The sequence below is a fragment of the Paenibacillus daejeonensis DSM 15491 genome, from assembly GCF_000378385.1.
GTDB lineage: Bacteria > Bacillota > Bacilli > Paenibacillales > Paenibacillaceae > Paenibacillus_D > Paenibacillus_D daejeonensis.
This window is the reverse complement of record NZ_KB899668.1, coordinates 221,518-246,951: the sequence shown is the minus strand read 5'-3', so window position 1 is coordinate 246,951 and position 25,434 is coordinate 221,518. Positions and strand designations below refer to the sequence as shown.

General features: G+C 53.5%; 18 protein-coding genes and 1 rRNA gene. 2 read left to right on the top strand and 17 right to left on the bottom strand.

The genetic code is table 11. From position 1 onward, the window contains the following. The 4 genes from F556_RS0124185 to pcrB form a co-directional block, all read right to left on the bottom strand. Nucleotides 1–205, bottom strand: a 16S ribosomal RNA gene (locus tag F556_RS0124185); the annotation flags it as partial. A 377-nt stretch (nt 206–582) separates the two neighbouring features. Further along, nucleotides 583–2,595, bottom strand: a complete 2,013-nt coding sequence (gene ligA / locus F556_RS0124180) for an NAD-dependent DNA ligase LigA (protein ID WP_020619584.1) — start codon at nt 2,593–2,595, stop codon at nt 583–585. A 138-nt stretch (nt 2,596–2,733) separates the two neighbouring features. After that, complete coding sequence (gene pcrA / locus F556_RS0124175) at nt 2,734–5,091, bottom strand: DNA helicase PcrA (RefSeq protein ID WP_020619583.1); 2,358 nt, start codon at nt 5,089–5,091, stop codon at nt 2,734–2,736. Nucleotides 5,092–5,186: 95 nt separating this feature from the next. Beyond that, a complete protein-coding gene (gene pcrB / locus F556_RS0124170; RefSeq protein WP_020619582.1) occupies nt 5,187–5,897 on the bottom strand; it encodes a heptaprenylglyceryl phosphate synthase in 711 nt (236 codons plus the stop codon). A 139-nt stretch (nt 5,898–6,036) separates the two neighbouring features. Here pcrB and F556_RS0124165 point away from each other — a divergent pair, with 139 nt between their 5' ends. Further along, nucleotides 6,037–6,408: a hypothetical protein gene (locus F556_RS0124165; protein ID WP_020619581.1), complete on the top strand. Its 372-nt coding sequence runs from the start codon at nt 6,037–6,039 to the stop codon at nt 6,406–6,408. Nucleotides 6,409–6,478: 70 nt separating this feature from the next. On the opposite strand, the gene F556_RS0124160 is transcribed toward F556_RS0124165, so the two are convergent. From F556_RS0124160 to F556_RS0124140, 5 genes are all read right to left on the bottom strand, one after another. Then, nucleotides 6,479–6,844: an STAS domain-containing protein gene (locus F556_RS0124160; RefSeq protein WP_157272926.1), complete on the bottom strand. Its 366-nt coding sequence runs from the start codon at nt 6,842–6,844 to the stop codon at nt 6,479–6,481. 20 nt (nt 6,845–6,864) lie between these two features. Beyond that, nucleotides 6,865–8,988: an ATP-binding SpoIIE family protein phosphatase gene (locus tag F556_RS0124155; protein WP_083938118.1), complete on the bottom strand. Its 2,124-nt coding sequence runs from the start codon at nt 8,986–8,988 to the stop codon at nt 6,865–6,867. Beyond that, nucleotides 8,979–10,748, bottom strand: coding sequence for an AfsR/SARP family transcriptional regulator (locus F556_RS0124150; protein WP_020619578.1), 1,770 nt, complete (start codon nt 10,746–10,748; stop codon nt 8,979–8,981). Before F556_RS0124150 ends, F556_RS0124155 begins: the two co-directional genes overlap by 10 nt. A gap of 286 nt (nt 10,749–11,034) precedes the next feature. Next, nucleotides 11,035–12,525, bottom strand: a complete 1,491-nt coding sequence (locus F556_RS0124145) for a phospholipase D family protein (RefSeq protein ID WP_020619577.1) — start codon at nt 12,523–12,525, stop codon at nt 11,035–11,037. Nucleotides 12,526–12,663: 138 nt separating this feature from the next. Continuing rightward, nucleotides 12,664–15,177 carry a U32 family peptidase gene (locus F556_RS0124140; protein WP_020619576.1) on the bottom strand — a complete coding sequence of 838 codons (2,514 nt, stop codon included), beginning with the start codon at nt 15,175–15,177 and terminating at the stop codon, nt 12,664–12,666. 410 nt (nt 15,178–15,587) lie between these two features. On the opposite strand from F556_RS0124140, the gene F556_RS0124135 reads away from it, so the two are divergent. Then, nucleotides 15,588–16,556, top strand: a complete 969-nt coding sequence (locus tag F556_RS0124135; protein ID WP_020619575.1) for a sugar phosphate isomerase/epimerase family protein — start codon at nt 15,588–15,590, stop codon at nt 16,554–16,556. 91 nt (nt 16,557–16,647) lie between these two features. Here F556_RS0124135 and F556_RS38035 read toward each other — a convergent pair whose 3' ends face one another. From F556_RS38035 to F556_RS0124095, 8 genes are all read right to left on the bottom strand, one after another. After that, nucleotides 16,648–16,929, bottom strand: a complete 282-nt coding sequence (locus tag F556_RS38035) for a hypothetical protein (RefSeq protein WP_157272921.1) — start codon at nt 16,927–16,929, stop codon at nt 16,648–16,650. 137 nt (nt 16,930–17,066) lie between these two features. Further along, nucleotides 17,067–17,630, bottom strand: coding sequence for a 3-dehydroquinate synthase II domain-containing protein (locus F556_RS0124125; protein ID WP_020619573.1), 564 nt, complete (start codon nt 17,628–17,630; stop codon nt 17,067–17,069). 147 nt (nt 17,631–17,777) lie between these two features. After that, entirely contained in the window at nt 17,778–18,866 is a 1,089-nt protein-coding gene (gene tnpB / locus F556_RS0124120) for an IS200/IS605 family element RNA-guided endonuclease TnpB (protein ID WP_020619572.1), read from the bottom strand. A gap of 214 nt (nt 18,867–19,080) precedes the next feature. Then, the gene (locus F556_RS0124115; protein ID WP_020619571.1) at nt 19,081–19,296 is read right to left on the bottom strand and encodes a hypothetical protein; all 216 of its coding nucleotides are present in this window, start codon (nt 19,294–19,296) and stop codon (nt 19,081–19,083) included. A gap of 34 nt (nt 19,297–19,330) precedes the next feature. Beyond that, nucleotides 19,331–19,474 (bottom strand): hypothetical protein, encoded by a 144-nt coding sequence (locus tag F556_RS38030; protein ID WP_020619570.1) that lies wholly within the window; start codon nt 19,472–19,474, stop codon nt 19,331–19,333. Nucleotides 19,475–19,557: 83 nt separating this feature from the next. Next, the gene (uvrA, locus tag F556_RS0124105) at nt 19,558–22,446 is read right to left on the bottom strand and encodes an excinuclease ABC subunit UvrA (RefSeq protein ID WP_020619569.1); all 2,889 of its coding nucleotides are present in this window, start codon (nt 22,444–22,446) and stop codon (nt 19,558–19,560) included. A gap of 36 nt (nt 22,447–22,482) precedes the next feature. Next, on the bottom strand, nt 22,483–24,480 hold the full coding sequence (gene uvrB / locus F556_RS0124100; protein ID WP_020619568.1) for an excinuclease ABC subunit UvrB: 1,998 nt from the start codon (nt 24,478–24,480) through the stop codon (nt 22,483–22,485). A gap of 342 nt (nt 24,481–24,822) precedes the next feature. After that, nucleotides 24,823–25,023, bottom strand: a complete 201-nt coding sequence (locus F556_RS0124095) for a cold-shock protein (protein WP_020619567.1) — start codon at nt 25,021–25,023, stop codon at nt 24,823–24,825. Nucleotides 25,024–25,434: the final 411 nt, after the last annotated feature.

The window sequence follows — 25,434 nt, the reverse complement described above, 5'->3', positions numbered from 1 at the left end:
TCAAGATATGCATCTCGACTGCGTATCCGGTATTAGCTGCGGTTTCCCGCAGTTATCCCAGGCTTGCAGGCAGGTTGCCTACGTGTTACTCACCCGTCCGCCGCTAACTATCAGAGAAGCAAGCTTCTCATCAAGTCCGCTCGACTTGCATGTATTAGGCACGCCGCCAGCGTTCGTCCTGAGCCAGGATCAAACTCTCCATGATAGAAAGCTGAATAGCTCATTACTTAAAGCTGGTAAAACTATTTGTTCGGATCGACGCGATCCATTTGTTCAGTTTTCAAGGAACTTGAGTGTCACCGTTGCGGTGACAAGATCATATGTTACCAGCTTTCGAAGTGAATGTCAACAAGTTTGTTTAATTCTTTTTCTCTAGCCCCTGTTACCAGGTTAAGAGAGTCTTCAAAAGCGACATGTAATAATGTATCACAGCCCATAATAGAATGCAAGCATCAATTTCAACTTTATTTAAATCACCTATCATTCAATTGCTTGATACGCACTCATCAAAAAGAGCGCAGCCTTAGGCTGCGCTCCGTGGAAGACAATGATCTTATATGCAAACGAATAGGCGCAGAGCTTCTACTGCTCTAGCAGCGCAATGAATTCATCTTCATCTTCAATGATAGCAACGCCGAGATCACGCGCTTTGGTTAGCTTGCTGCCTGCACTTTCTCCGGCGATAACATAATCCGTCTTCTTTGATACGCTGCCGGACACTTTTGCGCCTAACGCTTCGAGCTTCTTGGCGGCTTCATCGCGGGTCATCTTTGACAGCGTGCCAGTAAGCACGACAGTTTTGCCGGAGAACACGCTATCCTCTCTCACCTCAACCCGTTGCTCGGCCTCGGCCTTCACGCCCAGTCTGCGCATGCGAGCAATGCTCTCCTGTATGACCGGATCGGCAAAAAACGTTACGATGCTCTCCGCCACAATCGTCCCGATATCGGGCAGCTCTACTAATTCCTCAACACTTGCTTGCATGATTGCGTCTAGCTGGCGATAATGATCAGCCAACATCCGGGTCGTAGCTTTGCCCGTGTTAGGAATGCCCAGTGCGTACAGGAAGGCAGCCAATTCCCGCGTTTTGGATTGCTCAATTGCCGCAAGCAGCTTGGTAGCTTTTTTCTCCCCAAAGCGCTCTAGGCCAATGAGCTCGTCAAATTCCAACTCATACAAGTCAGCCGGATCTCTGACCTCTCGCTCTGCATACAACTGCTCGGCCGTCATAATACTGAAGGCTTCAATATCCATGGCATCCCGCGAAGCAAAATGAGTAATCCGTCCCACAGTCTGCGGCCGGCAGGCCAGCTTGTTGTTACAGAATAGATGGGCACCGCGCTGCTCCAGCTCCGTGCCGCAGGACGGACAGGTCGCCGGAAACGGGATTTCCTCGCCGATCTCTTCATCGGCCTTGCCGAGAATCTCCGGTATGACATCATTGGAGCGACGAATAAATACGCGTGTCCCCAGTGCATGCTTGAGGTTCTTGCGCTCGATATCTCCAATATTGTTCAGGGTGCAGTTCTGGACGGTTACGCCAGCGAGCTCTACCGCCTGCACACGTGCGACCGGCGTAATCTTGCCTGTACGCCCGACCTCCCAGTTCACGGACTCCAGTACGGTTGTCGTCTCTTCTGCCTCGAATTTGTATGCAATGGCCCACCGAGGGAACTTGTCTGTATACCCCAGCGCATCGCGTGTTCGCATATCGGTGACTTTCACCACGGCTCCATCAATCAGGAAATCCAGCTCCGCCCGACCAAGCGCCAGTTGCTCCAGCTCCGCCTGCACTTCATGGATATCCGTGAAATAGACAAGATACGGATTCACCTTGAAATGATTATCCCGCAAAAACTGGACCATCTCTTGATGCGTATCAAAACTGACACCGTCCTTGTAACCCACATTATAAATAAACGCACTGAGCTTGCGCTCGGCTGTCGTACGCGGGTTAAGATTGCGAAGCGCGCCGGCGGCGGCATTACGGGCGTTCTTCAGCGGTTCGGCCGCTGTCTTGTTATAGGCTTCCAGGACAGACAGGTGCATAATGCCCTCGCCCTGCACTTCAATTGTGCCGTTATTAAAGGGAATGGATAAAGGAATCGAGCGAATAGTTTTCACTTGCGCCAAAATCCCCTCGCCAATCGACCCGTTGCCCCGGGTGGCTGCCTGCACCAGTTGACCGTCCTCATAGGTAAGGTTCAGCGTCAGGCCGTCAAACTTCAATTCGACGACATAGGAAGGGTCCGGCAGCGGCTCTTCGTCTGGATGCTTGGCATTATAATCAGCGACCGCTTTGCGGACACGCTGGTTCCAGGCCTCAAGACTTTCGATATTCTGCGCCTTGTCGAGGCTCCACAGTCTGGACAGGTGACGATGCGGCTCAAAGCCAGTCAATAGCTCGCCGCCCACCCGGAGAGTAGGCGAATGAGGCAGCACGACGCCATGCTCTGTCTCAAGAGACGTTAATTCATCGTATAAGGCATCGTACTCCTTGTCGCTGATGATAGGATTATCCAATGTATAGTAATGATAATTATATTGGTTCAGCTCTGTAACCAGCTCTTCCATTCGTTGCAGCACAGGTTCCATAATAAACGCCGTCCTCTCGGGCACGTGTATGTATATATGTAAAAGCCAAGACGGCCGGCGCCAGCCGCAAGGCCGGCTCCCGGACACAATCATGACTTACGTTTCTACTTGATTGTAGTATATGCAATTCGGACAAATTTACAATTTGGTCACTGGAGCAAATGCGGCTAGCAGTCGTTTGACACCAACAGGGGCAGGAAAAGCAATCTGCAGTTCCATATCATTATCTGCTCCTTTGACAGAGACAATTGTCCCTGTGCCCCACTTGCCATGCTGCACCTTGTCTCCGACACTGTAGCTGCCGGATGCTCCGCCAGATGCGGCTCCACTGCCAGCTGCTGGCGAGACCTGTCCACCACCGGTGACGCGAACGCCGCCGGTGACGGATGCGCCCGCCGCAGGAGCAGCGCCAAAGCCTGGACGACCAGGTACCGCATTCCCCGCACTGCCAGTCCGCCCACTGCCGCCCCGGAAACCGAAGCCGGAGGTTGGTTCAGAAGCATAGCTGCGTCGTCCCCCGCCAATCGTCCGGCCCAGAGGACTGCCGCTGGTTTTGAGTTCCTCTGGCACCTCCTCCAGGAAACGCGAAGGTGCGTTAGCGCTGGTCCGCCCAAATAGTGTCCGCATCCGGGCGCACGTTAAGAATAGTTGTTGCTCGGCCCGGGTAATGCCGACATACGCCAGCCTCCGCTCCTCCTCCAATTCTTCATTGTCAGAGAATGCGCGGCTATGCGGGAAGACGCCTTCCTCCATCCCGATAATAAATACAACCGGGAACTCGAGCCCTTTTGCACTATGCATGGTCATGAGTACGACATTATCGGAGACAGCTTCAGGGTCCTCGGCTTTGTCCATCGAATCGATATCGGCGATTAGTGCCAGATCGGTCAGGAACGCAACTAGCGTCTTATCCTCATTGCGATTCTCGAATTCCATCGTAACAGACAAGAATTCATCGATATTCTCCAGTCTCGCCTTGGACTCCAACGTATTCTCCCGCTGCAGCTCCAGCTTGTACTCGGACATTTCCAACATCTTCTCGGTCAGTTCTGTAACCGAGAGGTAGTCCACCATTCGGGTGAGATCGTCAATGATCTTCTTGAACTCGGCCAGTGCTGTGCGAGCACGCGCGCTGACATCGAGCCAGTCCAACTGGTCGAGCAGAGCGAATATGGAGATCCCGCGCAGCCCTGCTTCGGCAGCCAATTTGCCCATGGTCGTGTCGCCGATCCCGCGTTTGGGCACATTCACGATGCGAAGCAGCGAGATATCGTCATCAGGATTGGAGATCAGACGCAGATAAGCAAGGAGGTCTTTGATCTCTTTGCGATCATAGAACTTGATGCCGCCCACGATTTGATAAGGAATTTCGGACTTGATCAGGATTTCCTCGATTACGCGCGATTGCGCATTGGTGCGGTACAAGATGGCGTGATCCGCAAATTTGCGGCCCGAACGCTTATTTTTCTGAATCTCCGCTGTCACGAAGTAGCCTTCTTCATGCTCCGAGTCTCCCATATAGACAGTGATCGGGTCGCCTTCGCCGCGATCCGTCCAGAGCTTCTTCGGCTTGCGGCCTGTGTTCTGGCTAATTACCGCATTGGCTGCATTAAGAATATTGGAGGACGAGCGGTAATTCTGTTCCAGCAGGATGGTCTGGGCTTCGGGATAGTCCTCCTCGAAGTTGAGGATATTGGTAATATCCGCCCCGCGCCACCGATAGATCGACTGGTCGCTATCGCCCACAACGCACAGGTTGTGATGCTTGTCCGCCAGCATATTGCACAGCATATATTGCGCCCGGTTCGTATCTTGATACTCGTCCACATGAATATAACGGAACTTGTTCTGATAGAATTCCAGCACTTCGGGAACCTCAGTGAAGAGCTGGATCGTCTTCATAATGAGATCATCAAAGTCGAGCGAGTTGTTGGCTTTTAATTTTTTTTGATACGCGGCGTACACATTGGCCACGATCTGTTGATAATAGTCGCCTACCTTTTGCTCATAGCGGTCGGGTGAAATCAATTCGTTCTTGGAGCTGCTAATGACAGCCTGGATTCCCTTGGGCTCGAATTTCTTCGTATCAATGTTCTGATCCTTCATGATGCCACGGATGACGGAGAGCTGATCACTCGAGTCCAGGATGGAGAAGCTGGAACTATAACCGATCCGGTCTATATCCTTGCGCAGCAAGCGGACGCACATCGAGTGAAACGTCGACACCCATACGTCGCCTCCCATATTGCCAATCAAAGAAGACACCCGCTCTTGCATCTCGCGGGCAGCCTTATTCGTAAACGTAATCGCCAGAATGCTCCATGGCGCCACGCGCCGCTTGTCGATCAAATAGGCGATGCGATGGGTTAAGACGCGTGTCTTGCCACTTCCCGCGCCAGCCATAATCAAAAGCGGTCCTTCCGTCGCCTTGACGGCCTCGCGCTGACGCTCGTTCAGCTTGCTGACCGCCTGTTCTATATCAATTGATTTGTACATCCACCGTACTCCTTTGTTCGCGTTTGTTCGCCTCATTCCAGTCTAGTCAACCGCCACCCCGGTGTCAATGTCCAACGACCGTGCAAATCCAGGAATTAGTTGCGTGCAAAAGCGGTATCCCGGACCGCCGCCACCGTAGCCAGCGCTGCTTCCGGGTCTTCATAGACAACATTGCCGACGATGACGGTGTGGGCAGCCGCCGCCGCTTCAGCAGCTTTGCTCGCGCTATCGATACCGCCCCCGTAAAAAAGTCTCGCCTGGGTAACAAGCTCCGCCGCCTGGGCAACCAGTTTCATATCGCCGAAGCGCCCGCTGTACTCTACATATACAATAGGCAGACGCATTAATCGGTCCGCTAGTCGCACATGGGCCATCGCAGCAGCGGCATCCAGTCCGCAATCCGCACCGGTCAGGCGAGCGGCCTCGGCATCCGGGTTCAAGATCAGATAACCTTCTGCCGCCGTATTTTCCCAAGGAATATAAGACCCGTAGGCTTGCAGCCCTTCGACCTGTTTGCCTGTCAGCCATTCTGTCCGTGAGGTGTTCAGTACCATTGGGATCAGATACAGATCATACCCTGGAACAGCGGCCTCCAAATCCGATACTTCCAGCGCGCACGGAACTTCATATCGACGAATCCTGGCTAGCAAGTCTACCACTTTCTCAAAGGTCACGCCGCTGGAACCGCCGACCATGATGGCATCCGTTCCCGACAAACACAACCGATCCAGCAACTCATCATCGATCTCGCGGTCCGGGTCCAGCTTGAATACGTGCCGCCAATCCTCATAACGCTCTCTATACATTCCGATCCCACCGCCAGCTTCTTCATTTTCTCCAGTCTATGTCACCCCCGAGGGCGTGTCAATTTGAGTGCAGTGTTTCAAGGCCTGCTCCCCAGTGGTATACATTAATAATAGAAGTTAGACAGAGGAGGAAGTCACTATGATTGCTAATGAAAAAAAAGTATATTACGTGTCCGTATCCGGGAATTCTATTGAAACCGAGCCTTCCAAAGGCGAACAGCTGACCATTGAAGCCACTGAAGAGGAGCTCGCCGAGCTGCAGGCGGTGCTCGATCAGGGTCAAAGCAACGACGAAACGACGGCTCTGCGTACACCGATCCCATACAAGTCTGCGGATCATGATGAAGCGCAGAATGAATTTACGGATCAGCTGCTTGAGGTGTATCGCGCCATCTACCGGGTCGGTACTGAAGAGACTCAGACGCATATCCGGGGCATGAACATTCTGGAGGAGCTTAAGCATACCGATTACAATCACCCCGGTTACGAAGAGAAAGATACCCGTCAGTAGGGTGGTATATAGTGCAAAAAAACCTATCCTAGACTATTGCGTCGGATGGGTTTTTTTGCTTAATTTCAACCTAGTTCTCTTCTTGCTCAGCTTCGTGAAGTGCACTGATTCGTTCCATAACTGACTGCTCATCAGGATAGATCATCAAATATTCCGTCAATCCTACCATGCGAAATAGCTTTTGATAATGGACGGAAACTCCATAGGCAAAGGTATGAAATTGACTCTTCTTGCCGGATCTGGCCAAACGGATTAGCACCGCCATCCCTGCACTATTGATATAGTTGACTTCCTGCAAATTTAAAATCAGGCATGAGCGCCCGTCCTGCAGTCCATCGTCCCAAGAATAGCTACCCAGCAATACGGTTTCCGCAGGTTTGTTCAGCTCCCCGTGCAAGTCCAGGATCATTGCCTCTTCAGTTAACCGCATTTGCATTGTAAATGGCTGCTCCACTCTCACTCACCTTCTTCCCTAGAACGCTCCGCTTTACGCAAGAAAAATAATTCGACGTAAAACCCCTCTTTGTCACGCCCGGTCTCCCAATAATCGGATAATCCATCGATGAGCATCAATCCCCAGCCCCTCGGGTCTTCCCGATCAGATCTGTCGGTGTCATACAGCTCCTTGCCCTTCATTTCACAAGCATTGAAGCCCGTCCCCCCGTCATAGATCCGGCACACAATCAGATGTGTACCGATTTGGACTTGGACAGGGATCAACCGCGAAGTATCCAACCCATAGCCATGCTCGGCTGCATTAATGATGGCTTCCGCAATGGCGCTCTTCATGTCCTCCAGCCGATGGGTGTGCGGCCAAGCCTCGGCAACAAGAGCATCAAGCTCCCTCAACACTTGCCGCTCACTACCATGCGTCGCAGGAATCTGCCACTGACAGATCATCTGTCCGCCCTCTGCCAGCGTCAGATTAGCACTTCCAGCAGGAACAGTATCCGCTGACTGTCGCTCCAGCACGACAATGGTCCGGTCATCCTGCTCCTGTGCTCCGGCATAGCTGTCCATTCGCTTCAAGAGGCCATCGACGAGTTGAGCTGACGGAACGCCGGGGCCCCAATCTGCGAGTTCCTGCTCCAGCCGTTCAAAACCAAACAGCTCTCCCTGCCGGTTTCTCAGCTCCACCATGCCATCCGTATACATGATGAAACGGTCTCCCGGACTCAGATGCAGTTTCATCTCCTCGTATCGGCCCGCCGGGTCAAAACCAATCGGCAACGAGGAGCCTTCGACTTGAATTGGTGCCGCTCCGATCGCCATATAATAGGGGGACATATGCCCCGCGCTGGCATATGTCAGCGTCCCCTCCTCCGTATCCAGTAAGCCGATACCAAGCGACACATAACTCTCTCCACCCAGGGTATCGCACAGTTGCTCGTTAATACGCTGCAGCACTTCATTGCTGCTGCCGCCCCGCTTGATTTCGGAACGGAACAGGACAATCACGGCAGACATGACCAGCGCAGCTGGCATCCCCTTACCAGAGACATCGCCAATGGCGATCGCTACCCTGCTCTTATCGAGTGTAACCACATCACACAGGTCCCCCCCGACCTCGCGTTCCGAGCGGCTCCAGGAGAAGATCCGAAAGGATCCGGCAACGATATCTCCAGGTGGCAAGAGACGCTGCTGGATGTTGTATGCAAGCCTGAGCTCTTTTTCGAGTTCTTCATACTCTTGACTGACCCGCTCTCGCAGCTCGTTGAACGTCATGGCCAGCTCGCCTGCTTCGTCCCGAGAGATGACTGGGATTTTATCCTTGAGCCCGCCGTGGTTCCACTGACCGCCTACGAGCTCGCGGATGCTGTGAATCATCACTCGCAGATCACGACGGAATTCCAGAGCGACGAACCCGAGTACCGTCATGCCGAAGGTAAAATAAAATAAAGAGGAGGCGACAAAGGCACTGGTATCCATACCAAATCCGCGATGCTCGGAAGCGATAACAAATTGCATCAAATTGATGATGGTCACCATAAATGTACCTGTATAAGCAACAATCAATGGTCTTAAAATAGTTGTCCTGCCGGCACCCCTGAGCCGCAGCGGCTCCATCTGAATGATAAACGGACGTACACTGCGTCTGATCATGACATACAGAACGATGCCGACCGTCAAGCCCATACCGCTCTCGCCAAGGATCTGTTGGAATCTATCGAGCCATTGCCCCTGCGCCCAGTTGCTCCAGCTGTCATGCGTATGCACCAATTGTGCCACACGCAGTATGACAGAGGGGACGGTCGTCAGCAGCACGACGCCAATCAGAATTTCATAGGGAAGCGCCAGCAAACGTCCGATCGCCTTTTCCCTGCGTGGTTCAGTAGGCTGATTGCACCATTGTCTCACGACCGGCACGATTCGCCAGGCGGTATAAGCAATCAGCAGCATCCACATCGCGATCATGATGCCTGCCATCTTGAAGCCAAATGGGAACTGGCCAACCAGCGCCTCGTGCCGAAGCCATCGCACCTCCAGATAATGCAATCCCCCTGCAAACAACAGCGTAGCCGCGTAAACGAACATTAATCTTCTTGTAATGGCGGCGCACATCTCGGGCTTTACGGCCATAAAAGTCTGTGGGTCTCGCGAAGCGGTTTAGTTCCCAGCTCCTCCTCACATACACGTTCCAGCCGCCGGTACCAACTGATAGCTTCTGCTTCATGACCGGAGGCCTTCCAGAATCGAATCATCGCCTGATAAGCCTCTTCATGATCGGGCCGTAGCAGAATCCATTGGTTCAACCAGTGCTCGGTTCGTGTCTTGTCCTCTGCATCCGTGTAGTAGTCGATGAGCCGTCGCAGCATCAGCGTCTGTCGATCCATTAATTGGGACCGCCACCGCTCCAGCCATTCCGCATAAGGCATATCTGCTCCCAGCTGCCCATACAGCTGCACAGCATCCAGATACAGTTTCAACGCAGCTTCACGATCATCCGCCCACAGCTGGTCCCCGACCCGGCACAACGTTGTATATTGCTCCACATCGACAACGCCGATACACGCCTCTTCGATGCCGATGACCCCACTGCGGGCGTAGACGGCGCCTTCCCAGCCACATGTCTTGAGCACATGTCGGAGTTCATGCAGAGATACATACAGGTGGTTTGCCAGCTTGGATGCTTCGCCATCCCCGAACACCTGCTCCAGAATGACCTCGCGCATGGCTCGGTAATTGGGCTGCAAGAGCAAGTAGACCAGCAGCTCGCGCGCTTTGCGGCGTTTCCACTTGAGCTCAATCTCTTGCCCGTCTCCAGTGGAAAGGCGTAGCCCGGATAACAGCTGTACATGTATTGCCCGTTCCGGATGCCGCTCTTCCGCAGCAAACGACGCCGGCTTGGTGTCTGATGATGGTACCCTCTGTCCCTGTTCAAGCAAATTCCATGCCGGCCGAAGATCCTGTAGTGTTCGGCCGAGCTGATCAGAGAGCCGCAGGGCAGCAGGAGAACCAATAGAACGGGCCAGCATCACAGCTCGGCGCAGCCAAGCGGCTGCCGTCTCCATATCCTCTTTTGCCAAGATGTCATCCAGTTCGCTCGGCATCGTGAACAGTTGAACCTCCGCGTCATGGCGGAACGGCTTCGCTTCCTTGACCCGACGGGCAGGTTCCTTGATCGCCTGCGTCAAAATCCAAAAACGGATGGGAAGCCCCGTGTCTCTGAGCGCATCGTCCGCCTCAGGCGTCAGCAGACGGTACGCCTGGCTGCATATAGGGTATAGCGCGGCCCATTGGCGTAGGAGCTCCATCCAACGCTCCCATTCGGGCTTGCTCCGGAAGCTGTCAGCATCAAACACCCAGCGGTCCAGCAGCAGACCGGCAAACCAGATATGCTCTCCGCGCTCCATAAAACGGGCAGCCGCCTCCAAATAGTAGCGCTCCGCCTGTGTCCAATGCTCCTGTCGGCTGCTGTGATCGGGCACGCCGCCACGCCGGGCCAGCGCCCACAGGACAAATCCGCTGCATTGTCCCGGTGTCCGTTCGTATTCCTCCTGCAGGAAGTCCAGAATCGTTCGGGATTCCGGCGTACCGCCAATCTGGGTATACAATAAGGCAAGCAGCCCCATCATGGATAACATTTCGTGTTCGTTGGCCTGAGCCGCATAGGCTTTTACAGACAGTGACAGCTGCTCTGCAGCCTCTCGAGCCTTGCCTTCTGCCAGCAATCTTACGCATTCCACGCGCAAGAGCAGCGGTGAAGCGAGGCGTACATTGGCCGGCAGTTCGGCATAAGCCTGCCGCTCCGGCAGCTTGCCATCAAAATATTGTTGTTCCAGCTCCAATACAAGGTGGCTCCAATTGGTAGAAGGTGCTGATTCGTTTTGTTTGCTCATTGGAAGTTACCTCTTGCTCGTTTATTTTCATCCGGTCGATGAAGCCGTCCCGCCCTTTAGTTTTATTACTCTCTTTATCGGTATGTATATCCTTCTCGTTTACTCTTGTCGATTCCTGCTTTTCCCAATCATACGGATGCAAACAAAGTAGAAAATCGTCAAAAAGCATAAAAAATCATAAAAAAACCGACCCGTAACCGTGTCGGCGAGTAAAAATCAACATATTCAAAAACAATTATTGGCTATATAAAATATTTCTAAAGTTTTATTTGAGCATAGTTATGGTTCAATACGTTGTAAACCGGAGAAGCTTTTGGATGCCGTACATCGTCTGCTTGATCCATGGCAGCTCATCCGCATAGGCCGAGTAAGGGAGCGTGAACTCCGCGTCCTGATTCATCCAGAGTCGCTCGAAGTATGTCACCGCCGATTGCATGACCGGAGATGCGGTGGGAGCGTGAACCTGGATATTCGCCTCCAGATTCAGGTCGTCCAGATTCCTGCGGGTAAAATTCGCGGATCCCGCGATCAGCTCGCTATGCTCCTGCCCAACAACCAGCAACAGTTTGGTGTGGAACTGCTCCTCCACGGTGTTATACCATCGCAGTTGAATCGCTTCTTCCGACCGGCTTAGCAGCTCGGCGGCAACTGGACGATTGGGCAAGCCAATCTTTTGCTGACCGAAGGCATTCTCGTTCGGATCGAGGATCAGTCGGACATCGACACCGCGGTCCGCGGCGTCTAACACAGCTTGAATGATCTCGCGATCCGCCAGATAGAACATGCCCATCCAGAGCTGCTCCCCGGAAGCCGCCTCTTCTATCATATCCAGCGTCCGCTGCAGGATGGCCCCTTCCGTCAGCCAGCGCAGGGACGTTTCCCCCTCTGGCGGCTGGGCGTCTGCATCATCGCTCGTCTGGGCTGGCTGAGGCTCAGAGGAGAGAGGGAGATGGGGCTCAGGCCCACCCGAATAACGAATGACAGCGAGCTCGGCCTCCAGCGCATCCGCTAATACATCACCACTGAAGCGTATGGCAATATTACTATTATAATAGCTTGCATCATGGGCATTGGCAGACGTGACGATGCCTGTATTTTCGGTAAGCAGCACTTTGCGGTGGTTGGCTTTGACATTCAACAGCTTCAAGTAGGAGCGAGCCGTTACCTTGGGCGCCGTATCCGCTAGCGCATTGGGAAGCCAGCCCTTTCCTGATTGCCCGAACCACTGTATCCCTGCACGCCAAAAAGAACTATAGATGGGATTGGAATCCCGCAATGCATCCGTATCCGAGATCACGACCTGGGCCCCGCGCGCTCTGAGTCTCTCCAGCTCTTCTGCTTCATGCGAGCCGTACGTCGAGTTGATCTCATCGGATATGATGATCACCTTCAGCTCCGGATGACGGTCCATCTGGCTAATAATCCGGTCTGTAAGATCTCGGCTCAAGCTGGGGAACCCCCCCTCTTCATTCACATAGCCGTTGTACAGGAACATATCCAGCACAATCCACTGCTCAGCTTCTGCGATGACTTCATACCAGCTCTCATAGATTTGCTCCTCAAAACCTTGTTCCTCCTGAGCCGGATAAGACAAATTGTATAAAAACTCCACGTCCGTCGCAGGATGCCAGGCACTCTCGTACGTCAAGCCTTCTGGCAGTTGCTTGTTCGTGTGATACCATCCGATGCTCGTCAGCACCAGTGCCATCATCAAAAGGATGACAAAAATTGCGCGTTTCCTGCGCCGCCTGGGTGGTTTCTTTAATGAGATATCCATCGTACATTCTCCTTCATAAGCAGCGTCGCGTATCTGTGTGCCATCCCCATTTACCCGAACCCGTAATCGCATGAAACAGCCTATTATTTCAAAGAAAAAACCGTCTGTCTCCAAGAGGCAAACGGTTCAGACTTTTTATTATTTGACAAGCTGACCACGCGTAACCCCCAGCTGGTTCGTCGCCTTCAGTTTGCGCCAGACTTGCGTTCCGCTGATCTTGCCATGTAGAGCATCATCATACAGACGGATGACCTCGGCAACCTTCTCCGCGGATTCTTCCAAAAACTCGATACGGAATGAGCGGACGCCCAACTCCAGGAAATGCTGCAGGTACTCCGCTCCGGACTGCTCCACCGCATTGTATACCGTATTCCGGCAACCTTCGTCAACCCGAACGGGATGGGACATGCCGATCCGGTCCTGCAGCGAGACATCGTGATCCTCACAGGGCCGGCCGCAATTCGTAAAGTCTGTCCCTTCACTGAGGAACGTACAATACACACAGTGCTCCGTATGGAACATCGGGAGATGCTGATGCAGAACAACCTCCATCCGCGCCGTATCGGCATGGCCCAGCATGTCTACCATCTGCTGAATGTTCAGGTCGTAAGAAGGCGTGATCCGCTCGCAACCCGCATCCAGGAACAGATCCGCTGTTTTGTGGTTGGCGATGTTAAGCGAAAAATCTCCGATCAACCGCGGAAATTTGCGGCCTTCCCGCTCAGCCTCGGCCTTGGCCCGCATATAGAAATACAATGCTCCCGTGTTGCGCACCAGAATCGCGTCAGGCTCCAGCTTCAATATATTGTTGTGATAGCCGTTCTCCCCCGGCATATGAATACGCGGCGTGACCAATGCAATTTGACGGCCGGCATGACGTGCCGCTGCAATGGCAGCAGGGAACTGCTTAATAAATTCAAAGTCAGCATAGATTAAGTCGATGCCAGCTGCTGCAGCCGCTTCGACTTGCGCCAGACTGCGGCAGAGTGCCGTCAGCTGGGGCCGCACAGAGGTATCTGCCAATGAACGCTGTGGTGGCTGGTGTACCTTTGCCATCGGATACTTGATATAAACCGGCGGCTTGGGTCGCTCGCCAGACAACTGATCCACAGCTTCCCGGCGCAGACGGTTCAATTCCCGAATCGGTAGAATGAGGTCTCCGTTCAGATGAACCTCCAGCTTCTCCAGCTGATACAGCGTACCGCCCAGGCGGCCCAACTGCTCCTCGAGCAGCTCTTGGTCCATGGGGCGCTTCCGAGCCACCTCCAACTCCAGCTCACTGGCCACCTCAACCGTCGTGCCTTTCTCGACATCGGTCCACCAGCTGCGCAGTGGCTGTCCTTCCGCACCACTCACACGGACATGGAGCGGGAACACGCGATAAGGCTTGTCTGTCTCGAACGACTGGCGCAGACGCTTGTCCAATGCCGGATCATTCGTCTTCCAGATTCGGTCGCCTGGCTTCACACGACGCAGGTCGATGTCCTGTCGTCCCGGCACCAGCTCCAGCACCGTGCCCTCCTGGGCTTCGCCCTCCAGCTTCACGCCTTGGCGACGCAGATCATAGACGCGGCCGCCTTCTTCCTTCTTGGTGGGATCTCCGGCGTCGAAGACGATCCCGTCGCCACGCTTGAGCGGCGCTTCAATGCGGCAGACGACGGCGTCACGCAGTACCCGCTCCACACGGCCCATATAAACGCCGCGGCTCTTCGGGAAGGTGCCGTCCACAAGCAGCTTGTTATTCGTTCCATCGAGGAAGCCATGCGTGAACCCGCGCGAGAAGCTCTGCTGCAGCTCCCGCACATCCTCCTCCGAAGGCTTCGAGCGGTCTCCCGCGAAGTAACGGTCAATCGCCGCCCGATACTTGCTGACGACATTGGCTACGTATTCCGGTGTCTTCAACCGGCCTTCGATTTTGAAGGAGGTTACTCCCGCTTCGATCAGCTCCGGCACAATGTCTATCGCAGCCAGATCCTTGGGTGAGAGCAGGTAAGCGACGTCCCCCATCGGCTTCTGTTCCCCGTCTACCATCAAATCGTAAGGTAGCCGGCAAGCTTGGGCACACTCGCCGCGATTCGCGGAGCGTCCACCCCACATCTCGGAGGTCAGACATTGACCCGAATACGAGACACAGAGCGCCCCATGTACGAACACTTCCATTGGCAGCTTGGCCTGTTCGCCGATTTTCTTAATTTGCTTCAGATTGTTCTCCCGGCCCAACACGACGCGCTCCATGTCGAACGGCTTGGTAAACTCCACCGCCTCCGGCGAGGTGATCGTCATCTGGGTCGAGCCATGAATCGGGAAGTCCGGCGACATCTCGCGAATCATCCGTACCAGTCCAAGATCCTGTACAATGACGGCATCGACACCCGCATCAATGCACGAGGCGACCAGCCGTTTGGCATCCTCCAGCTCATCTTCAAATACCAATATATTAAATGTCAAAAAGCCCTTCACGCCATAGCTGTGCAGGAACGCCATAATCTCCGCCAGTTCGTCGCTGCGGAAATTATTGGCTCGCGCTCGGGCATTGAACTTTTCTACACCAAAAAATACGGCATCCGCACCATTCGCTACAGCAGCCCGCATACAATCCCAATCCCCTGCAGGAGCCAGCAGCTCGATATCTTGCCTTGTTAAGCTTTTCATTTTTACCTCCAGACAGGCCAATGTATTGACCTGTAATCTTCCTTTCATTTTAACAAACCTGCGTTCGGTTATCTACAAGCAGATGATAGGAGTCATTATAAAATGTGTTTATTCAAAAAGGTCGGTTTTCAGCACCGAGAAGGTTGGAGGCAGGAGGAACTGAGGAGCGGAGCGTAGCCTAAGCTACGTGAGCACCTAAGAGTTTCCGGTGGAAACTGGCTTCGTAAGCATAGGCTTAGAGTTACGACTGCATTCAAGATTCGATGTCGAAATCAATTCTCCGAGCTACTTCGTGATTAAAAGCGGGCTTTTTGAATTTCCTCTAACGCATTTCAATCCCGCGGCGGGACATGTTATAATACGGTTGAACACGCTCCCATAACCATCCAAAACAGGAGGTATATCATTCCATGAAATTAGGTGTATTCTCGGTATTATTCGCTCAAAAGACATTGGAAGAGTCTCTGGACTACATTAAAGCCAAAGGATTGGACGCGGTTGAGATCGGTACCGGCGGCTATCCTGGCAATACCCATTGCAACCCGGCCGAGCTGCTGGCGGACGAGAGCAAGCTGAACGCATTCAAGGAAGCGGTCGAATCCCGCGGCCTCATCATCAGTGCGCTTAGCTGCCACGGTAACCCGCTGCACCCGCAGAAGGCGATTGCTAACGAGCACGACACTGTCATTCGCCAAACCATTGAGCTGGCTGGCAAGCTTGGTGTACCTATCGTGAACACGTTCTCCGGCTGTCCTGGTGACCATGAGGATGCCAAGTATCCGAACTGGCCGGTTGCGCCTTGGCCGAATGACTTCCAGGAAATCCTGGACTGGCAGTGGGAGAACAAAGTTATCCCTTACTGGACAGAAATCGGCAAACTGGCTACAGAGCACAATGTAAAAATCGGCCTTGAGCTCCATGGCGGTTTCTCGGTGCATACCCCAGCTACCTTGCTTCGCCTGCGCGAAGCGGCTGGCGAAGCCATCGGCGCCAACCTCGATCCAAGTCATCTGTGGTGGCAGGGTATTGATCCGGTACAAGCGATTCGCATCCTCGGCAAAGAGAACGCAATCCATCACTTCCATGCCAAGGATACCGTCATTGATCCGGTAAACGTCAACAAACATGGCGTGACGGACATGCAGTCCTACACACAAATGTTGGACCGCGCTTGGCAGTTCCGCTCGGTTGGCTACGGTCACGACAACAAAACCTGGGCCGACATCATCAGCGCATTGCGTCTGGTTGGCTATGACTATGTCGTCAGCATTGAGCATGAGGATGGTCTGATGTCAGTTGACGAGGGCTTCACCAAAGCCGTCGAAAACCTCAAATCTGTCCTGATCCGCGAGCCTGTTGGCGAGATGTGGTGGGTATAATACGCCATCTGGCAACATAATAGCAGTTAATGAGCAGCAGCCCCTGGGGCTGCTGCTTCTTCATTGTCCAGAGAGCCCGATTTTTGTGGCGTTACAGCGGGCCGATGGCGGGATTGCCGAGCAAATAGAGGAACAAAGGTGCGTTACAGTGGACAACTTGCGGGATGCCGAGCAAATAGAGGAACAAAGGTGTGTTACAGCGAACAACTTGCGGGATGCCGTGCAAATAGAGGAACAAAGGTGCGTTACAGGGGACAACTTGCGGGATGCCGGGCAAATAGAGGAACAAAGGTGCGTTACAGCGGACAACTTGCGGGATGCCGAGCAAATAGAGGAACAAAGGTGTGTTACAGCAGACTGTTGGCGAACACATCTTAACGACAGCCTATAAATTTCATATTTTCCTGAACATTAAGAAAAAACCGGCCACATGTTGCAGCCGGCTGGTAGCATATTAGTTCAGCTTATCTTTTCAGCATCTACAGGATGACTTCGCTCCAGTACAACTCCCTATAATTCCACGATTGTGCCTTCTGTTCGTGCACCCAAATGTCGGCCCGGCTCGTCCAGCCAGCACAGCAACTCATCGCCTGCGGCCAGCTCAAGAACGGGCTTGGCCCAGGATGAGCCGCTCCACACATGGACGCTCTCCGAGGCTTGCAGCACAATAGAGATCGCCGTTCCCTCATGCTCCGCCACGATGCGCAGCAGCGGACGTCGCTCCATTTTGACCCGTCCTACCGCTACCGTCCGTTCACCACGGGGACTGCTGACGATGAGAGGCATCCCTGGCTTAATCTCCGACAGATACAGCGTACGGTCGCCTTGCCGCACATATTGATGCACCGCTCCGCAATTGACTCGAAATGGCCGGGGCGGGTATGCCGCCGTCTCTCTAGTCTCGGCCAGCGTCAAAGCGTAGCCATGACCTGTACTGCCGACGAGCACGCCTTCGTCTCCTTCGAGGTAATCGACCAGATCGAGACAGACCCGGAGCCCTTCACCAATCGGTTCGATGGACGTGACGGTCATTGTGATTGTGGTCGTTTCACCCTTGTCCGATTGCTCTGTCATGTTGAACCTCCCCTTCTCTTCAAGTCTTGAACACTCCCGCCACCTGCCTGACGGCTGAGGTGGGGGATTCTTGGGTTGTTGCCCCCTCTGGAGCAAAGATGACCAAGCGATCCCTGTGGTCCCCACAGTTCTATTCCGAGGTCTAGATTAGACGGCCATCACTTTAATGTTCTGCGCGGCATTGCCGTCCCGGTCGTGCCAGGTCTTGCACACGACGCATTCCCATTCACGGAGCCTCAGGTTTCGCACGGCCGTATTCACGGCGCCGCACACATGACACGTTTGGCTCGATGGAGCGAAGGCTGGCACTTCCTTAATGGTGCGCCCATACCACTCGGCCTTGTAATGCAACTGCCGACTCATCTCACCCCATGCTGCGTCTGCGATATGCCTCGCCAGTTTCCGGTTCTTCATCATATTCACAATGCGCAAGTCTTCGAGGCAGATGGTTTGGTTTTCACGTATCCACTTCGTCGTATGCTTGTGCAGCGCATCATGACGACTGTTCCGTATCTTCTCATGAATTCGGGCCACCTTGCGCTTCGCAAGGTTCCAGTTGCTACCGCCTCTTGTGCGGCGGGCCATCCGGCGTTGCCATGTCGCCAATTGCTTTTCATAGCGGCGCGTATGCCGAGGGTTATCAATCACTAGGTTATCCGAGGTAACAGCCAAATGCTTGATGCCGACATCGATTCCCACCGCTTGCTCACAGACCGGTAGCGGCTGGATGTCGACTTCACTTACGAGCGAGACGAACCATTTGCCGCTGGGGGCAAGACGCACCTTGGCGGAGAGCAGACGGCCCTCCACCTCGCGCGACTTGGCAAATCGGACCGCACCCAGCTTGGGAAGTTGAATCGTGTTTGCTTTGAGCGCGATATTCCCGTTCGTATATCTTGTGGTGTAGCTTTGAACCGGATGCTTCCGACTCTTGAAGCGTGGGGCCTGATTCTGCTTCTTGAAGAAACGCTGAAAGCCGTCTGCCACGTGGCGAACGGAAGATTGTAAGGCGATGCTGTCCACTTCTTTGAGCCAGGGGAGGGCTTGCTTAAGCCCTGGAAGCTGAGTAGCACAAGCGTTGTAGGACAACCCCTTGCCCGTCGTTTCATACCTTTCCTTCCACGCGGCAAGGAAATGATTAAACACAAACCGGACGCATCCCAACGTTCTCCGCATCTGAGTTTCTTGCTCAGAAGTTGGGTACAGCCGAAACTTAAATGCTTTATGTCTTAGCATAGTCGGACATCCCACCTCTACCACAAGGTCAATGCCTCAATTATAGCACATATGTTCGTGATCGAACACAACAAAAAGCACCGATTCATCCCCCGCTTTTTAGAAGACGGGAGTATTCTCGGCATTACTGATAAAAAAATACACCCCTGATGCCGGACGGTCTGCCGTCCTTGCCGCCGCAGAGATGTATCGATGACGAACTAACTTAAGCCAATTACCAAATCTTGAAGATCATAATGGCGTCGATCACCAGGAACAGCAGCAATGATACGCCGGCAAACCCGATAGCGAACCAGTTCTTCCGGGGACGATGCATCAACAACCGAACGAAGCCAATAAAGATAAGCACCGTGAATGCGAGCATAAAGACGTCAAATGGATCAAAGCCGGAAGTTGTTACCGTTGTAGTTTCCTCTGCAGCCAAAAACATGAGGGGCCCTCCTTTTTATCGCACGTAACCTATATTAATCTATGTTAGCTGTTCCCATCGCCACTTGCAAGTATGAAATGGCAGGTGTAACAACATTGTCACCATTTGTCCATATCCTAGCCAGCTTGAACTGGACCTGCCGGATCTGAACGCCTGTCTCCAAAATTAGCATTTCCATCCGGATGCCGCATTATGAAGTTCACACAAGATCTCCCCCAGCCGCACTCCGTTTCTCGCGCGGGCAGGGGGAGATGATGATAGTTATTCGGATGCTAGTCCGGCAGCTACGCCATCGGCCAACTCCATCCGTTCTTCTGTTCGTTTACGATCCCGCTCCAGTACCGGCTTGAGGTATCGGCCGGTATAAGAAGCTTCAACATTCACAACGCTCTCTGGCGTTCCGGTGGCCACGATAGTACCGCCGCCACTGCCGCCCTCCGGCCCCAAATCGACCAGATAATCGGCTGTTTTGATAACATCCAGATTATGCTCGATGACGAGCACTGATTCGCCGGCATCGACCAGGCGATGGAGCACGATCAACAACCGGTCGATATCATCGACATGCAGGCCGGTCGTTGGCTCATCCAGAATGTACAGCGTCTTGCCCGTGCTGCGGCGATATAGCTCGGATGCCAGCTTGACCCGCTGCGCCTCGCCGCCCGACAGTGTTGTTGCAGGCTGACCCAGCTTCATGTAGCCCAACCCGACATCGAAGAGCGAGAGCATCTTGCGATGAATGCGCGGAATGTTCTTGAAGAACTCAACCGCATCCTCGATCGTCAGCTCCAGCACATCGGCAATACTGAGGCTTTTATATTTGATCTCCAGCGTTTCCCGATTGTACCGCTTGCCTTTGCAAACCTCGCAGGGCACGTAGACATCTGGCAGGAAGTGCATCTCAATCTTGATGATGCCGTCTCCCCGGCAGGCTTCACAACGTCCGCCCTTGACATTAAAGCTGAAGCGCCCTTTCTTGTAGCCGCGAACCTTGGATTCATTAGTGGCGGCATAGACATCACGAATATCATCGAAAACGCCGGTATACGTGGCCGGATTGGAGCGCGGCGTGCGGCCGATTGGCGATTGGTCGATATCGATGACCTTATCCAGGTGCTCCAGTCCGCGGAGCTCCTTGTGCTCGCCCGGTCTTGCCTTGGCTTTGTTCAGGTCACGAGCCAGTGTCTTGTAGAGAATTTCGTTGATCAATGTCGACTTACCAGAACCCGAGACCCCGGTCACCGCCGTGAACACGCCGAGCGGAATCTTCGCATTCAGGTTGCGGAGGTTGTTCTCCTTGGCTCCCCGAATCTCCAGCCACCGCTCATCGGTGGGGCGGCGTTGCAGCGGCACCGGAATGAACTTGCGTCCGCTCAGATACTGTCCGGTCAGTGACTTCTCATTCTCCATTATCTCCTGCGGCGTTCCTTCAGCGACTACCTGACCGCCATGAATACCCGCCCCAGGTCCGATATCGATGATATAATCGCATGCCATCATCGTATCTTCATCATGCTCGACGACAATCAAGGTATTGCCGAGATTACGCATATGCTCCAGCGTCCGGATCAGACGATCATTATCCCGCTGGTGCAAGCCGATACTAGGCTCATCCAGAATATAGAGGACGCCCATCAGACTGGAGCCGATCTGGGTAGCCAACCGAATCCGCTGCGCCTCGCCGCCCGAGAGCGTACCAGCTGCCCGGCTCATGGTCAGATACTCCAGGCCAACATTGACGAGAAAGCCGAGACGGCTGTTAATTTCCTTGAAGATCAGGTTGGCAATCGTCTGGTCTTTCTCACTGAGCTCAAGTCCCTGGAAGAAGCGCTGCGCATCACCAATCGATAGAGACGTCACGTAGGCAATGTTGCGACTTCCGACAGTTACAGCCAGCGTTTCCTTGCGCAGACGATCGCCTTTGCAGGTTCCACAAGGCTTGGCGCTCATATACCCTTCAATATACTCACGAATGCCATCCGATGCGGTGTCGCGATAACGGCGCTCCAGATTGTGCACGATGCCCTCGAAGGGCACGTATGCCTCTTTGGAATGGCCAAAATCATTCTGGTAGCGGAATTTGACCCGCTCGCCACCAGTGCCGTAGAGCAACTTCTTCAACATCTCGGGTGGCAGCTCACTGACCGGCTTGTCGAGAGGAATCCCATAATGCTTGCACACCGACTTCAGGAATTGCGGATAATAGTTGGAGGTACTGCCGGCCCAGGCCTCAAAAGCTCCCTCTTCAATCGACTTGTCCGGATTCGGCACGAGCAGATCGGGGTCAACAATCATCTTGGACCCCAAGCCGTCGCAATCCGGACAAGCTCCGAATGGACTATTGAAGGAGAACATCCGCGGTGACAGCTCATCAATACTGAATCCGCACTCCGGACAGGCCAGACTGGAGCTGAAGAGCAGCTCTTCCTGCCCCATCACGTCCACCAGAACTTTGCCCTCGGCAATCTTCAACGCCGTCTCTAGTGAATCCGCGAGCCGCGTCTGCACATCATCCTTGACGACGATCCGGTCAACGACCAGTTCGATCGTATGCTTCTTATTCTTCTCCAGCGTGATTTCTTCGCTTAAATCACGCAGTTCGCCATCCACGCGGACCCGGACGAAGCCTTGCTTTTGTACATCGGCCAGCAGCTTGCTGTGCTCGCCCTTGCGTCCTGTCACGAGCGGCGCCAGAATCTGCAGACGCGTGCGCTCGGGGTATTCCATAATCCGGTCCACCATCTGTTCAACCGTCTGAGAGCTGATCGGCGTACCATGGGTCGGACAATGCGGCTTGCCGATCCGTGCGTACAGCAAGCGCAGATAGTCATAGATCTCCGTTACTGTACCCACCGTTGAACGCGGGTTACGGCTGGTTGTCTTCTGGTCAATGGATATCGCCGGAGACAATCCTTCAATAGAGTCTACGTCCGGTTTCTCCATCTGACCGAGAAACTGGCGTGCGTAAGCTGACAGCGATTCGACATAGCGGCGTTGACCCTCTGCATAGATCGTATCGAAGGCCAGCGATGATTTGCCGGAGCCGCTCAGCCCCGTCAGGACGACGAACTTGTCCCGGGGGATGACGACATCTACATTTTTAAGATTATGGGCGCGGGCGCCCTTGATTTCTATACGGTCGATAGCCACACGTATTCCCTCCCTGTTCCTGTCCAGCCCTGTACATTATCCTTCGGCCTTGAGCTCCAGCAATGCATCACGCAGCTCGGCCGCCCGCTCGAACTGCAAATTCTTCGCGGCGGTTTTCATCTCGTCCTCCAGGCGCTGAATCACTGCCTGACGGTCGCGCTTGGACAGCTTGCCTACCTTGTCGCCTGTCAGGTACTCTGCCTTCTGTTCGGCAGCCTTGGTCGCCTCAATCACCTCGGCAACCCGCTTGCGAATCGTAGTAGGCGTGACGCCATGCTTCTCATTATAGGCAATCTGAATCGCACGGCGGCGTTCCGTCTCGGAGATGGCCTTATCCATTGAATCTGTGACCTTGTCACCATACAGGATAACCCGGCCTTCGCTGTTACGCGCTGCCCGGCCGATCGTCTGAATCAGTGACCGTTCCGAGCGCAGGAAGCCTTCCTTATCAGCGTCAAGAATCGCAACCAGCGAGACTTCCGGCAGATCAAGACCTTCCCGCAGCAAGTTAATGCCGACCAGTACATGGAACGTACCGAGGCGCAGGTCCCTCAGGATCGCCATCCGCTCCAGCGTCTTGATGTCCGAGTGGAGATAGCGGACCTTGATTCCAACTTCCTTCAAATAATCCGTCAGATCCTCCGCCATCTTCTTGGTGAGCGTCGTCACGAGCACCCGCTCGTCCTTGGCGATGCGATCCCGGATCTCGCCGAGCAGATCATCAATCTGCCCCTTTGTTGGACGCAGCTCGATAATGGGATCCAGCAGCCCTGTCGGACGGATGATCTGCTGCACCATTTCGGGGCTATGCTCCAGCTCGTAAGGTCCCGGTGTCGCCGAGACATAGACCAGCTGCGTGCTCTTCTGCTCGAACTCTTCAAAGCGCAGCGGCCGGTTGTCCATCGCCGACGGCAAACGGAAGCCATGGTTAACCAGCACTTCCTTGCGGGCCCTGTCACCGTTATACATCGCGCGGATCTGCGGAAGCGTCACATGCGACTCATCCACTACAATCAGCATATCTTCAGGGAAGAAATCCATTAGCGTGTATGGGGTCGCCCCGCGCTCCCTGAATGTCAGTGGGCCCGAATAATTCTCAATTCCCGAGCAGAAGCCCATCTCTTGCATCATCTCGATGTCGTAGCGAGTTCGCTGCTCCAGCCGCTGGGCTTCGAGCAGCTTGTTCTCGCTCCGCAGCTCCTCCAGTCGTTCCTCCAGCTCCCGCTCAATATTGACGATTGCCCGCTTCATCGTGTCCTCATGGGTTACGAAGTGAGAAGCCGGGAAGATCGCAACATGGTCGCGAGTCCCGATAATCTCACCGGTCAGTACGTCAATCTCGGTAATCCGTTCAATCTCATCGCCGAACAGCTCGACACGGATGGCCCGCTCATTGTTGGCAACCGGGAAGATCTCGATGACATCGCCGCGTACGCGGAACGTACCGCGCACGAAGTTGATATCGTTGCGCTGATACTGAATATCGACCAGCTTATGCAGAATTTCGTTGCGCGAACGCTCCATCCCTACCCGCAGCGAGAGAACCAGATTCTTGTACTCCATCGGCGAACCGAGACCGTAGATACACGATACACTCGCGACGATGATGACATCGCGGCGCTCGAACAAAGAGCTCGTCGCCGAGTGGCGGAGCTTGTCGATTTCGTCGTTGATGCTGGAGTCTTTCTCGATGTAGGTGTCCGAGGATGGAATGTACGCTTCCGGCTGGTAGTAATCGTAGTAGCTGACAAAGTAGGAAACCGCATTGTTGGGGAAAAATTGCTGGAATTCGCTGCACAGCTGAGCTGCCAGCGTCTTGTTGTGGGCGATGACCAGCGTGGGCCGGTTCACCTTGGCAATCGTATTGGCGATCGTGTACGTCTTGCCAGTACCTGTTGCTCCCAGCAAGGTCTGATGCCGCTTGCCTGCCTCCAGGCCCTCCACCAGCTGGCGAATCGCCTCCGGCTGATCCCCCTGCGGCTTATAGTCGGATATGAGCTCGAACGGCTTGGCCTTAATCTCCAATTGACTCATAGCGCTCTCCTTTCCGGGGTCTGCCCTGACCTGTCTCTTCTATTATCTATTGTTACCCCATTCTATCATGGGTAGACGAAAGCAAATTTCATAAGAATATGTGTTCCCATAGTATTATACAATGTTTAGAAACGGCTGGCAATGACCGCTTGACACCTAATGCTGGACACCGGACATAATATTGGTGCCCCTTCCTGTAGGACGGAAATGTCCCTCATCCGGTTTGTATTAAACTCTACCCTGATCGCGCGCAGTTCAATCCGGTTAATTGGATGAAGAAATCCTCTGAACGCAAAGAAAAGCCCCTAACCCAAAGGGTCAGGAGCTTTGTCTGAGCAATTATTACAGTTTTACAACGTTCTCAGCTTGTGGACCACGGTTGCCTTGAACTACGTTGAACTCAACGCGTTGGCCTTCGTCGAGGGTTTTGAAACCTTCGCCAGTGATTGCGGAGAAGTGTACGAATACGTCGCTTCCGCCTTCAACTTCGATGAAACCGAAGCCTTTCTCTGCGTTGAACCATTTAACTGTACCTTGTTGCATAGTTATTACCTCCAAATGTTTATTAACATGTTCATTTTTTGCCGATACAACAAAAATTCACATATTGAAAAAGGTATCATCGTAAAATGTTAACCCTTTTCAATATGCGAATCGGTGTTACACTTTTATCAACTGATCCTATGTTACCATATTCCAATCCGAATTGCAAACATGGTTTTTTGAAGTTTTTTCAAATTATAAGACAATATGTTCCCCTCTTATAATTCTCTGGAGGACCAATGCAAGCTCCTCTGTTCACCACCATCTTCCCAAGGAAGTGTTAAACTCACTACTCTATATTAACCACTCTAAACAGATCTAATCACCTTTTCCAAAAAAAATTTTCCACCTCGGTTTCAGCCGGATGGCGGGGCGTCAAAACGCCCCTGTCCGTGCCGAATTCGTAAGCTC

Bases quoted from the DNA above. Each gene is read 5' to 3' on its own strand.
- pcrB (WP_020619582.1), bottom strand. From the start codon at position 5,897: ATGTATAGAGAGCGTTATGAGGATTGGCGGCACGTATTCAAGCTGGAC.
- F556_RS0124115 (WP_020619571.1), bottom strand. From the start codon at position 19,296: ATGTTTTTGGCTGCAGAGGAAACTACAACGGTAACAACTTCCGGCTTT.
- ligA (WP_020619584.1), bottom strand. From the start codon at position 2,595: ATGGAACCTGTGCTGCAACGAATGGAAGAGCTGGTTACAGAGCTGAAC.
- F556_RS38035 (WP_157272921.1), bottom strand. From the start codon at position 16,929: ATGTGTTCGCCAACAGTCTGCTGTAACACACCTTTGTTCCTCTATTTG.
- F556_RS0124140 (WP_020619576.1), bottom strand. From the start codon at position 15,177: ATGAAAAGCTTAACAAGGCAAGATATCGAGCTGCTGGCTCCTGCAGGG.
- uvrB (WP_020619568.1), bottom strand. From the start codon at position 24,480: ATGAGTCAATTGGAGATTAAGGCCAAGCCGTTCGAGCTCATATCCGAC.
- F556_RS0124135 (WP_020619575.1), top strand. From the start codon at position 15,588: ATGAAATTAGGTGTATTCTCGGTATTATTCGCTCAAAAGACATTGGAA.
- pcrA (WP_020619583.1), bottom strand. From the start codon at position 5,091: ATGTACAAATCAATTGATATAGAACAGGCGGTCAGCAAGCTGAACGAG.
- tnpB (WP_020619572.1), bottom strand. From the start codon at position 18,866: ATGCTAAGACATAAAGCATTTAAGTTTCGGCTGTACCCAACTTCTGAG.
- F556_RS0124160 (WP_157272926.1), bottom strand. From the start codon at position 6,844: ATGCAAATGCGGTTAACTGAAGAGGCAATGATCCTGGACTTGCACGGG.
- F556_RS0124155 (WP_083938118.1), bottom strand. From the start codon at position 8,988: ATGGCCGTAAAGCCCGAGATGTGCGCCGCCATTACAAGAAGATTAATG.
- F556_RS0124125 (WP_020619573.1), bottom strand. From the start codon at position 17,630: ATGACAGAGCAATCGGACAAGGGTGAAACGACCACAATCACAATGACC.
- F556_RS0124095 (WP_020619567.1), bottom strand. From the start codon at position 25,023: ATGCAACAAGGTACAGTTAAATGGTTCAACGCAGAGAAAGGCTTCGGT.
- F556_RS38030 (WP_020619570.1), bottom strand. From the start codon at position 19,474: ATGGAAATGCTAATTTTGGAGACAGGCGTTCAGATCCGGCAGGTCCAG.
- F556_RS0124165 (WP_020619581.1), top strand. From the start codon at position 6,037: ATGATTGCTAATGAAAAAAAAGTATATTACGTGTCCGTATCCGGGAAT.
- F556_RS0124145 (WP_020619577.1), bottom strand. From the start codon at position 12,525: ATGGATATCTCATTAAAGAAACCACCCAGGCGGCGCAGGAAACGCGCA.
- F556_RS0124150 (WP_020619578.1), bottom strand. From the start codon at position 10,748: ATGAGCAAACAAAACGAATCAGCACCTTCTACCAATTGGAGCCACCTT.